This is a genomic window from Photorhabdus sp. CRCIA-P01 (genome assembly GCF_003545805.1).
Classification (GTDB): Bacteria; Pseudomonadota; Gammaproteobacteria; order Enterobacterales; family Enterobacteriaceae; genus Photorhabdus; species Photorhabdus antumapuensis.
Window position 1 is genome coordinate 78,202 of record NZ_NMQR01000005.1, and the last position, 11,758, is coordinate 89,959.

The 11,758-nt window shown below is 43.8% G+C and carries 7 protein-coding genes; 4 read left to right on the forward strand and 3 right to left on the reverse strand.

What is annotated here, in order from left to right:
* Nucleotides 1–120: 120 nt before the first annotated feature.
* The gene (locus D3222_RS05150; protein ID WP_118985189.1) at nt 121–1,584 is read right to left on the reverse strand and encodes an ArnT family glycosyltransferase; all 1,464 of its coding nucleotides are present in this window, start codon (nt 1,582–1,584) and stop codon (nt 121–123) included.
* 192 nt (nt 1,585–1,776) lie between these two features.
* Between D3222_RS05150 and yihI the strand changes: the two genes are divergently transcribed.
* The 4 genes from yihI to D3222_RS05175 all read left to right on the forward strand — a co-directional run bounded on the left by yihI (nt 1,777) and on the right by D3222_RS05175 (nt 9,149).
* Complete coding sequence (yihI, locus tag D3222_RS05155) at nt 1,777–2,286, forward strand: Der GTPase-activating protein YihI (RefSeq protein WP_118985190.1); 510 nt, start codon at nt 1,777–1,779, stop codon at nt 2,284–2,286.
* Nucleotides 2,287–2,479: 193 nt separating this feature from the next.
* Nucleotides 2,480–3,853 carry an oxygen-independent coproporphyrinogen III oxidase gene (gene hemN, locus D3222_RS05165; protein ID WP_118985192.1) on the forward strand — a complete coding sequence of 458 codons (1,374 nt, stop codon included), beginning with the start codon at nt 2,480–2,482 and terminating at the stop codon, nt 3,851–3,853.
* 794 nt (nt 3,854–4,647) lie between these two features.
* Complete coding sequence (locus D3222_RS05170; RefSeq protein ID WP_118985193.1) at nt 4,648–7,854, forward strand: Eco57I restriction-modification methylase domain-containing protein; 3,207 nt, start codon at nt 4,648–4,650, stop codon at nt 7,852–7,854.
* Nucleotides 7,855–7,877: 23 nt separating this feature from the next.
* Complete coding sequence (locus D3222_RS05175; RefSeq protein ID WP_118985194.1) at nt 7,878–9,149, forward strand: ISL3 family transposase; 1,272 nt, start codon at nt 7,878–7,880, stop codon at nt 9,147–9,149.
* Between the two features lie 7 nt (nt 9,150–9,156).
* Here the strand turns inward: D3222_RS05175 and glnG are convergent, their stop codons facing one another.
* Together glnG and glnL are read right to left on the reverse strand one after the other, a co-directional pair.
* Nucleotides 9,157–10,629: a nitrogen regulation protein NR(I) gene (gene glnG, locus D3222_RS05180; RefSeq protein ID WP_118985195.1), complete on the reverse strand. Its 1,473-nt coding sequence runs from the start codon at nt 10,627–10,629 to the stop codon at nt 9,157–9,159.
* Between the two features lie 9 nt (nt 10,630–10,638).
* The gene (gene glnL / locus D3222_RS05185) at nt 10,639–11,688 is read right to left on the reverse strand and encodes a nitrogen regulation protein NR(II) (protein ID WP_118985196.1); all 1,050 of its coding nucleotides are present in this window, start codon (nt 11,686–11,688) and stop codon (nt 10,639–10,641) included.
* Nucleotides 11,689–11,758 lie beyond the last annotated feature (70 nt).

Consider the following 11,758-nt stretch of genomic DNA (forward strand, 5'->3'; position numbering starts at 1 on the left):
TTTCCGACAAAGAACAACATTACATATAACTCTGTAGACAATACTGTATATTGCCATTATGTTAAAGGCGTATGAAGAGTTGAAAGCCTGTTAAATCAGGCTTTCAAATTTCAGAGAAAACTACTGATATTTTTCCGGTGACACAAAACCTACGCAGATTGGTATTGGTTTCGTTTCAGGTTCAGGCTGGAAAAGAAACTCCTCAGTGCTGTTTATTTTCAGTTTGGGCCAGTCTTGTAAAACGCGGTGAAAATCTTCCTGTTCACAGGTTTTACCTTTTCCTCCGATCAAAATAGCGCCGTCACGTACAATATCGCTTGCTTTAACATGGCGGTTATAGACATTTGGCGTTTGCCCTTCCAACGTCCAGGGTTGGATCGTTTCCGGTTGACTTGGTGCGTAGAAAGTTAACCACTGATGCAAGTATTCGCCCCCGACATAATGGAGCGGAGTTGGGTAGAGTTGATGCCAGCGTTGTTCCAGTTGCCAGGAAAAGTCTTTGATACCTTCGAATTTATGACCAGCACCGCGAACATTGGCTGCCATAATCAGTACATATCCTATCAAAATCAATACCGCAACAACAATCAACCCTCGCAGAGTGCTGCGTAATGATTTTTGTGGAAATTGGGTAATAGAACCGACCAACAGCGCTGATGAAACAGACATAAAAGGGTGCAGCCATTCTGTCATTCTTCCCCCCTTATTGAATGAAAACCAGCAGTAAATAATCAGTAATGGCAATAGAATAATAATGTTTACCAATCGGTTCGGTTGTGCCTTCGGCCAGCTAATACGGCCGCCAAGCTGATGGATAATCATGCCAACAATAATCAGTGGATAAAATACCGATAATAACGATCGGGTGGTGTGTAGATTAAATCCGCTATCTATTTGTGAATCTACCCATTTGAAGGCGGCAAAATCATTGTTCCACAGCCACCAGAAGTTAGGCAGGACCAGCATGAACCAGATAGCCAGGGCGATATAAAGCGCGGGTTGGCGGTAACATTGGCGAACTTTAGGCACAAACAGGGTCAACAGAAAAACTGAACCAACCAATGCCAATGTGGAATATTTTCCCATTGTTGCCAGCCCGGAACTGAGAGCAAATGCCAGCCACCAGCGCGGGTTGTCGTACACTGCGCGCAAAAAGAACAGCATGGCCCACGGCCACAACATAATTAGCAGATAATTATCGTTATAAGGGATAATATCGAAGTTAATAATACCAGACAGGTTCAATGTCAGCATGGCGAGCCATGCCAGCTCTTTTTTCCCTGTCAGCCGAAATGCCAGATGCCATACACCGAGCATGCCAATCGCGATAGCAATAAAGTGAATGAAATACCAGTAAAAACTCAATGAAACACCGCTTATATGGATAGCAGGCAGCATCATTACACCAACTAACCACGGATTTTTAGGTGAACCCCATTCGCCGTTTTTCCCCCAGTTCAATGCTTCGACGGCATCATAAGGGACGGTCGGGTCGAATGAATAACTCACTATCATCCATAACAAAGCATAACCAACTACCCACAAGTAAACGGATTTATAGCAAGAAGTATCAAAAATAGGCATATCGATTTATCATTTATTGAAAGCTAAGAGTAATAGGATATTCGTTGATGGTTAAACCATGCATGAATGATAAGAGATTTTGGCTATATTTGTTAAAAGATAAAGAATTATTCGCGGCGCTTTTCTATACGTGCGGTTTCTGCTAGATTCCGGCGCAGCAATACCCTGATAAACCAAACTGAGTAACAGGCTATGAACCCGTTAAAGAAAAAAACACCGGCCAAAGCATCTGCTGGTAAACAGAAAAGAAAAAACCGCGAAGAATTGAATGCGGAAGGGCGTGCACGTAAGCGTGAGAAAAAACATCGCGGCAATCCGTCCGGTAACCGCTATCAGGAGCAAAGCGGCGATAAACATCAGTCAGGCAAGCAGCAACGTGATCCACGTCTTGGCAGTAAAGTACCTGTTCCGCTGATCGTTGGAGAACAACCGATAAAACCTGTCGTTGCTAATAAAGTTGAGACAAAACCACGTCTGTTGCCACAGGAAGAGTTGGCAATGCTGGAAAACGACGATCGTCTGGATGCATTGCTAGAACGTCTGGAAAATGGCGAAAGTCTGTCTAAAGAAGAGCATGACTATGTTGGCACCACGCTGGATCGGATTGATGCTCTGATGGAAGCGTTGGGGATTAAACTGGATGAGGAAGAGAGTGAAGAAGAGAAGCAGGATGACATTATGCAACTGCTGAAAGGTAAATAATTTAATCTCTCATGATTAAAGGCGGATTGATCCTAATAACCATACCATTAGTATGTTATTTGCTATGGTTATTGGGTAAACTATGGCGATTGTCGCGGCGTAAAGCCCGGTTGCGCAGAGTCACTACACAGCAACATATTAACCATATGAAAGCGTTACGTTTTGATGGGCAAAAACATCGGAAGGAATAAGCATGTCTGAGCAAGCCATCATTTGGGATCTGCCTTTGATCCAAAAATACAATTATTCCGGCCCCCGTTATACTTCATATCCAACGGCGCTAGAATTCAATCAACAGTATGATAATACAGCATTTATCGAGGCTGCTACCTGTTACCCTGAACGACCGCTTTCTCTCTACCTCCATATCCCATTTTGCCATAAGCTCTGTTATTTCTGTGGTTGTAATAAATTGGTCACCCGCCAGAAGCATAAAGCGGATGAATACCTGCAATGGCTTGAACGGGAAATTCGTGACCGAGCAAAGTTGTTTTCTGGCCGTAAAGTGAGCCAGATGCATTGGGGCGGTGGTACACCAACCTATCTTGATAAAGACCAAATCAGTAAATTGACGGGAGTGTTGCGTAACCATTTTGATTTTCTGCCAGATGCTGAAATTTCTGTTGAAATTGACCCACGTGAAATTGAACTGGATATGATTGATCACCTGCGTAGTGAAGGTTTTAACCGTTTGAGCATGGGCGTGCAGGATTTCAATAAAGAAGTACAGCGTCTGGTTAACCGTGAACAGGATGAAGAGTTTATTTTTGCTTTGGTAGCACGTGCCCGCGAAACGGGTTTTAATTCCACCAGTATTGACTTGATCTATGGCTTGCCGAAACAAACACCAGAAAGCTTTGCATTCACTCTGGAGCGCGTATTAGCATTATCACCGGACAGAATGAGTATTTTCAATTATGCTCATTTGCCGAATTTATTTGCTGCTCAACGTAAAATCAAAGCGCATGATTTACCGAGTGCCGAGCAAAAGCTGGATATATTGCAAGAAACAATCGCGATGCTGACAAGCAATGGCTATCAGTTTATTGGTATGGACCATTTTGCTCGCCCGGATGACGAACTGGCGGTCGCTCAGCGGGAAGGGAAATTACATCGCAATTTTCAGGGTTATACCACTCAGGAAGAGTGTGACCTGTTAGGCTTGGGAGTTTCTGCTATTAGTATGTTGGGCGATAGCTATTGCCAAAATCAAAAAGAGTTAAAAACCTATTATGCGGAATTAGAAAAACAGGGGCATGCCTTATGGCGTGGTTTAACTCTGTCCCAAGATGATTGTATTCGCCGTGATGTTATTAAAGCGCTTATCTGTAATTTCCGTCTAAATTTTGCCGATATTGAGCAGCAATATGGGCTGAGTTTTATCCGCTATTTCGCGGAAGATTTGCAATTATTAGCACCATTGGTTGACGATGGGCTGGTTGAAGTGAATGAAAAACAGATCTGGGCAACGCCACGAGGCCGGTTACTGATTCGTAATATCTGTATGTGTTTTGATATTTATTTACGTCGGGAAGTTAGCCAGCGTCAGTTTTCAAGGGTGATTTGATTGTTAGAGCATATTTTAAATGAAAAGGTTTTAACCTCTTTAAAATCTTTTTATTTTACATTTAACTAGCTTTAATCAGACTTACTTTTTATCTTTACTGATGCGGTTTTACCGGCAATCCTGAGTAGTTTTAATAAGTCACTACCTTTATTTATCTTTATAAATCAATCGGTAAATCGCCTGATGATATCAAAATACCCCCCTTTATACTTTTTTGGATAATTCCCTTTTTTTCAGGGCTTAAATCCTGCAAAATTAACTGTTTTAACTGTTTTAACTGTTTTAACTGTTTTAACTGTTTTAACTGTTTTAACTGTTTTAACTGTTTTAACTGTTTTAACTGTTTTAACTGTTTTAACTGTTTTAACTGTTTTAACTGTTTTAACTGTTTTAACTGTTTTATTTTTCTTGCTGATTTATTTTCAACTCTTTGTTAACGATTAGTGGGCTTCGATTAAATGAAACTAACTGTTATTTTAAAAAATTAACTTATGGTTAAATCGAAATCTTAAATAAAAGTTTTAATCTCTCTGTGTTCATGCTTTTAAGTGGTTATGGCAGGCTAGGTAAATGTAACATTAACTGAGGTATAACCTCTGATAAATGCATTTAGTTTATGCACTTTTGGCCTCTGATATCTCCAATAACCGGCACGAAGTCAGTACCAAAGCTACCGCTGCTTGATCAGATGCTGGCTTTTTAAATTTTTTAAAATCGGATTATACGGTTGATGCTATTATTGTTCAGGTTCATAATTGGGAGAATTTTTACGCCGGTTTACAAGGTGGTACGTAATGAGTCAAGACGCATACGAAGCTATTCAGGAAAAGCGCCTAAAGCCTTGGAAAGGTGAAGAGGAAGTTCGATACATTTGGATGAAGGTGATAGAGGGTGCTACTGGCCTTCATTTGAATGCTGAGCGAGGGCGTAAAGACTCAAGCCATAATCACGTAATCATTGAATTCAAAGCGCCAGGTTTGTTTCGTGGCAAGAAGGACAGCCCGGTCTTCAAAAATGCTACAGAAGAACGACTTCTGCCATATATACAGTGTGAGTCAGCGAAAACAGGAATTCCCGAATCTGATTTCATTGGAATAGCTATTGACGGTGAGCACATTTGTTTTGCTCAGGTCCGTGGTGATCAGATTCATACTCAACACTTAATTCCCTTTTCAACCTATGCGGTCGATTTAGTGATTGACGCTTTTGTCTCCGATACGCGAAAAGCCTTAACAACTGAAAACCTATTGGCCGATTTTGGACATGGGTCAGCAAATGCTCGTGAATTTATGCAAGCTATGTCTGATGGCCTGCTTTACTACTTAAAACAGCAAGGCAATAACAAAATTAAAATGCTTTTTGAGGAGTGGAGAACTTTGTACGGCCAAGTTGCTGATATGTCAATTTCACAAACAGAGGCTATTAACAAGGAGATTGCATTTATCTGGAATGGTTTTCGGGAAGATTCTACATCGGCACGACTATTTGTCATTCATACTTACAATTCGATTCTCATCAAACTGTTAGCTGCCGAGATTGTGTCAGCACACGGATTAACATCGTCGACTCACCCTGCTCAGAGTATGTCGGCGCAAAAAGATGATGATGAGCTGGTTAATTATTTGGACTATTCTGTCGAGAAATCGGCCATTTTCAGGGAAGCGGGTATTAACGGTTTTGTCGAAGAGGCTATTTTTAGCTGGTATATTGGTCTTGCTAGAAACAAGGTTGTTCCGGCGTTACTGCCTTCCTTGAGGCGGTTGCTATCGGTTCTATCGCTATATCGGCTTGATCATTTATCTAGGACAAGGGATGTTTTGCGAGATCTATACCAAGGTCTTGTTCCAGGCAAACTCCGGCAGAGCCTTGGTGAATTCTACACCCCAGACTGGTTGGTTGATTTTACGCTTCAGAGAGCGGCTAACGACACATTATTAGAGAAGCGTGTGTTAGATCCTACTTGTGGATCCGGGGCATTCTTACTGGCGGTGATCCGTAAAAAGCGTGAGCTGGCGGTAATGCAAGGATGGAGTGTATCTAAAGTTATCAAAAACCTATGTGATAGTGTATGGGGTTTTGATTTGAACCCGCTTGCTGTTCAGACTGCTCGTGTAAATTTCCTGATGGAAATTGCAGACCTTCTCGCGGCATGCCCAGGAATGGATATTGAGGTGCCTGTACTAATGGCTGATGCTATTTATTCACCTGCGGAGATCCCCTCTGGAAAAAATAGAATTGTTGAATACAACATCGGCAGTCAGGTAGCCAAACTGAATATTCACCTGCCTGTTGAGTTAGCCTTAAACAGGGAACGTCTCGATTTTGTTTTTGAACGCATGGGCAAAGATGTTGAGCAGGGATTAGAGTTCGACAAATCCAGCCAAAAACTGACAGCAGCAAGGATAGTCACCCAAGAAGAGTTATCGAACTGGGACAAACCACTCCGACACACCTATGATCAAGTGTTAAATCTACACAGAAAGCAATGGAACGGTATTTGGTTCCGGATTGTTAGGAACTTCTTCTGGTCAGCGGCAGCAGGTAAATTTGATTTAGTTATTGGCAATCCTCCTTGGGTTAGATGGTCAAAGCTACCTGACCTTTATCGTGAACGTGTTAAACCAACATGTGAAGACTATGGTATTTTTTCTAAGACCAAACGCCATGGTGGGAATGAACTCGATATATCCGCCATGATAACCTACACGGTCTCCGATAAATGGCTGGATATAGGTGGCAAACTAGCGTTTGTCATCACTGGCACACTTTTTAAGAACCCATCATCAGCAGGTTTTAGAACATTTAAACTAGATTCACAGCGAGAGGATTCGCTTTATCTTCAACCATTGTCTGTTGATGACATGAAGGAATTAAAACCATTTGAGGATGCAAGCAACCACACGTCTGTTGCGTTGTTTCGGAAATCCATTGTCACTGCACAATACCCTGTAGCTTACAAGGTATGGTCAGCTAATCCTGGTCACAGGAAAGCTATTAGGCCCTGCACACCGCTTAATGACGTGCTGAAAGCTATTTCTCATACGATAAAAGAAGCGTTTCCGGTTGGTGATGAAGGTTCTCCGTGGGCAATTCTCGCTCCTGGACGCTTCAACGCGATTAAATATCTATCATCACAGTGTGAATGGACTAAAGGACGAAAGGGGATCACCACGGATCTTAACGGAGTTTATTTTGTTCCAATCTTGCAAAACAACGGCACTCTCGTTCAGATTCAAAGCCGCCCCGAGGCTGGACGGAAAGACATTGGGCCACAGAAGACTCAATGGGTAGAGCCCAATATGCTTTATCCTTTAATTAAGGGAGCGGGTGATTTTGATGAGTGCTATTTGAAACTTGATGCTCCAGATTACGATGATGTTGAGCAAAGATTGTTTACGTTCGTACCAAACACAGGTATTTCAAATGCAGAGTACGAGAGTGCGGATGTACAGCTGAATTCCCCTAAGATGAAAAAAACCTTAGCATGGTTTAAGGGGTTCGAGAGGCTGTTACTGGAACGTTCTACCTATCGTCGCCAAATGAAAGGCGCTCCTTACCATGCTGTTTATAATGTTGGTGATTACACCTTCAAACCATGGAAAGTGATATGGCCTGAAATGTCTTCATCGTTTTATGCAGCGGTTGCAAGCTTTCAGAACGTACCTGTTGTTGGTGAACGTGTTTATATTCCAGATCACAAAGTATACTTTGCGTCCTTTGATAACAAAGAAACAGCATATTATTTGTGCGGATTATTGAATTCATTAACTGTCCAAGAATGGATTAACAGTCACAATGTATCCATTCAAGTTGCGGATATATTCAAACATCTATCATTACCTAATTTTGATATTACCAACACGATGCACACTAACCTTGCAGAGCTTGTTGAGGAGGCTCACCAGTGTCACGACAAAACAGAACGCCAGAAAATTATCAAGAGAATAAAATCGGTCGCGGAGAATGTTTTGATCGCCTGGGGTGTAACGCTCGTAGAATAACTGACAAAGATGAGTTGGCGATTATGGCAAACATCCTTAACTGGCCTGATTATGTCGTCCTGTCTGTCTCCGAACTGGAGCATGATTACCAGGTACATGTAGGGACTGCCAACCCACCTACTCACTGCATCCACTGCAAGCATCCTGAAATCGTAGGTTTTGGCCGTCGTGATGAAGTGATCATGGATACTCCTGTTAATGGCAAGCGGACAGGGCTTATACTGAATCGCCGCCGCTACCGCTGCCAAGTATGTTGTAAGACGTTTATGGAACCAGTACCGCACAAGGATGGTAAGCGGCAAATGACTCACCGCCTGCTCCAATACATTGAGCGCGAGAGTCTACGGCGCACCTTCTCCAGCGTAGCAGAGGACGTAGGAGTGGACGAAAAGACTGTTCGTAATATATTTCACGACTCCTGCGAGCGACTGGAAAAGACCCTCAATGTTGAAATGCCTAAATGGCTGGGTATTGACGAAATTCATATCATAAAACCCCGGTGCGTTATCGCCAATATCGAGCTGCAAACCATTGTTGATATGCTCGATAGCAATAACAGCGCTACTGTTATGCGCTACCTAACTAAACGAAAAGATCGCTATCAGGTGCGCTATGTAGCTATGAATATGTGGCAACCATACAGAGATGCAGTGGCTACTATGATCCCTGACGCTACGATTATCATCGATAAGTTTCATGTTGTCCGTATGGCGAATGAGTCACTAGAAAGAGCACTAAAGGCCATCAGAAGCGGCTTGACAGCTCAGCAGCGGAAGGATCACTTTGTGTTGCTGAAACGTCGCCATGAGCAGACGGATGCCGAATATATGCGATTCTCTGACTGGATACTTAACTATCCTGAACTGGGTTATGCTTACGAGTTGAAAGAGTCATTTTTCGGCATCTGGGACTTCAAAAATAGGTACGAGGCACAGCAAGCTTACGATGTTTGGCTTAGACAGATAACACCTGAAATGAAGGTGCATTTTGACCCACTCGTTAAAGCTATGGATAACTGGTACGACGATGTTTTTGCTTACTTCGACCACCCGAGCACCAATGCTTATATAGAGAGTCTGAACAACCTGATGAGCGTGGTGAACCGTGTTGGTCGTGGTTACAGTTTTGAAGCATTGCGAGCTGAAATACTGTTTACTAAGGGCTTTCAGAAGAGCAAGAATCTTCACTGTCAACGGATTCCTGAGCAGGCATGCGGACCAGAGTCGGAAACGTCAATGAATTACGGTGTAGATATATCAGCACTGGTAAGAGAGATAGAAACGGGGCGATTATAGCCCTGTTTCAACACTCCAGCCCGAGTTCTTTTAACTTCCGTGTAATCGTATTGCGTCCCCAACCTAGCAATCGTGCAGCCTCTTGTTTATGGCCTTTGGTATGCTTAAGTGCACAATCAAGTAAGGTACGCTCCAATAACGGTAATGCTTCAGATAGCAGATCCTGCTGACCGTTTTCCAAGGCACTTGTTGCCCATTGGGCAAGTCGCTGCGGCCAGTCTTCCGCTGTTGGATTTATAGGTATTGTATTTATAGGTATTGTATTTGTAGGTACTGTATTTACAGATGTTGTTGGGCTGCTTTCGGTATGATGAAGTTCAAATAATTCAGGCGGCAAATCTTGTACCAACACTTCCTGGCTTGCGGCCATGACTGTCAGCCAGCGGCAGATGTTTTCCAACTGCCGAACATTGCCTGGCCAAGGTAAACGCATTAAGGCTATTTCTGCGTCAGGATGGAGAATCTTTGTTTCCACGCCCAGCTCTTTAGCGGTCTGTTGCAAGAAATGGCGAGTCAGGCGAGGAATATCCTCTACTCTGTCACGTAAGGGCGGTAATTGCATACGAATCACATTGAGGCGGTGATAGAGATCTTCACGGAATTTGTCTTTCTCTACCAAACGTTCTAGATCCTGATGGGTTGCCGCGATAATTCTTACATCCACTTTCACGGGAGCATAACCGCCAACTCGGTAGAACTGACCTTCCGCCAATACCCGTAACAGACGGGTCTGAATGTCCAGAGGCATATCACCAATTTCATCAAGAAACAGTGAGCCGTGATTAGCCTGTTCAAACCGCCCATGACGTACCTGATTAGCGCCGGTGAAAGCGCCTTTCTCATGACCAAACAACTCTGACTCAATTAAATCTTTAGGAATGGCTGCCATGTTAAGGGCAATAAATGGCTCATTGGCCCGTGGGCTGTGACGGTGCAGCGCATGGGCCACTAGCTCTTTCCCGGTACCGGATTCGCCATTGATCAGGACGCTGATAGAGGAGCGGGAAAGGCGGCCGATAATACGGTAAACGTCCTGCATGGCAGGCGCTTCTCCTATCATGTCAGAAACGGATGTGACGACCTGTGGACTTTTGATTGATTGGTTCTGATCGCGGGAGTGGCTAAGTGCCCGTTCCAGCAAGGCAACGGCTTCATCAATATCAAAGGGTTTTGGTAAGTAATCAAAAGCGCCTTGCTGATAAGCACTAACTGCGGCATCCAGATCAGAGTGAGCGGTCATAATGATGACTGGCAGCAACGGGTTGCTCTGTTTGATATTATTCAGCAGGTTTAGTCCATTCATCCCCGGCATTCGGATATCCGAAATCAGTACATCAGGTGTGTTTTGGGCCAGCGCGGTCAGTGCGCTATCCGCGTCTGCAAAACTGGTACATTCCATCCCCGCGTTACTTAACGCCCGTTCCAGTACCCAACGGATTGAACTGTCATCATCGACGATCCAAATTTTTCCCTGTTGCATCGTTATCCTCTATTTCTTAATTGGTAAGTAGATAGAAAATTCTGTGTGCCCCGGCCAACTGGTAAATTCTATTTTGCCGGAGTGTTGGTCGATTAAATTGCGCGCAATGGATAGACCAAGACCTGTTCCACCTTCATGCGCACTGACCATTGGGTAAAACAAAGTGTCCTGAATGTGTGGCGGGATACCTGGCCCGTTATCTTCCACGTCAATTCTGGCCGCCAGACGATAGCGCTTACCATGCAAGGTAATCTGAAAAGCAGTACGAGTGCGGAGGCTAATGGTTCCTCCCTGTTTTCCTAGCGCTTGCAAGGCATTACGGGTGATATTTAGCAATACTTGTTCAATTTGATCAGGATAGTGGGCCAGTTCTGGCAAACTGGGATCGTAATCTTTTACCAGTATGACGTTATCCGGCATTTCCAGCGAGACTAACTGGGAGACCCGTTCAACAACATAATGAATGCTTTGCTTAATTTGTTCACCCGGATGTTGTGGGCCAAGCAATCGGTCTACCAGATGGCGCAATCGGTCGGCTTGTTCAATAATTACCTGGGTGTATTCCTGCAAGGCAGGATCAGGCAGTGCTTTTGACAGTAATTGCGCGGCTCCTCTCAGCCCACCAAGGGGGTTTTTGATTTCATGCGCCAGCCCCCGAACCAATTCCCGTGCGGCTATCTGCTGAGCTTGTTGTACCTGCTCTTGACTTAACCGGCGTTGACTATCCATAGGCGCCAGTTCCAGCAAGATGAACTGCTCGGAAATTGGTTGGGCACTGAGCGACATAATGTGAAAGCGGTTCTCAACCACTAATGTGACTTCGTTATCAGTAAAACTCTGGCCGCTGATCAGACTGGAGTGCATCAATTCTGTATCCAGTGAAAAATAACTGAACAGCACTGGAAGAGGTGTACCGAATAATTTACGGGCACTCTGAGCGAATAGTTGTAGTGCTGCATGGTTGGCATAGCGGATGACGAGATCAGTATCCAGTACCAGCACACTGTTAATCAGCGAATTTAATATTTGCCCGCTATCGGGCAGATTTTCCGTTTTCATCCACACCCCTGCACTTTTTTGGTGCACTGTATCATGTTCGAGCGTAAAACCCAGTCAAAGCCTGAAATTT

Excerpts from the sequence above, each read along its gene's own strand:
- D3222_RS05150 (WP_118985189.1), bottom strand. The coding sequence starts at position 1,584 with ATGCCTATTTTTGATACTTCTTGCTATAAATCCGTTTACTTGTGGGTA.
- yihI (WP_118985190.1), top strand. The coding sequence starts at position 1,777 with ATGAACCCGTTAAAGAAAAAAACACCGGCCAAAGCATCTGCTGGTAAA.
- hemN (WP_118985192.1), top strand. The coding sequence starts at position 2,480 with ATGTCTGAGCAAGCCATCATTTGGGATCTGCCTTTGATCCAAAAATAC.
- D3222_RS05170 (WP_118985193.1), top strand. The coding sequence starts at position 4,648 with ATGAGTCAAGACGCATACGAAGCTATTCAGGAAAAGCGCCTAAAGCCT.
- D3222_RS05175 (WP_118985194.1), top strand. The coding sequence starts at position 7,878 with ATGGCAAACATCCTTAACTGGCCTGATTATGTCGTCCTGTCTGTCTCC.
- glnG (WP_118985195.1), bottom strand. The coding sequence starts at position 10,629 with ATGCAACAGGGAAAAATTTGGATCGTCGATGATGACAGTTCAATCCGT.
- glnL (WP_118985196.1), bottom strand. The coding sequence starts at position 11,688 with ATGAAAACGGAAAATCTGCCCGATAGCGGGCAAATATTAAATTCGCTG.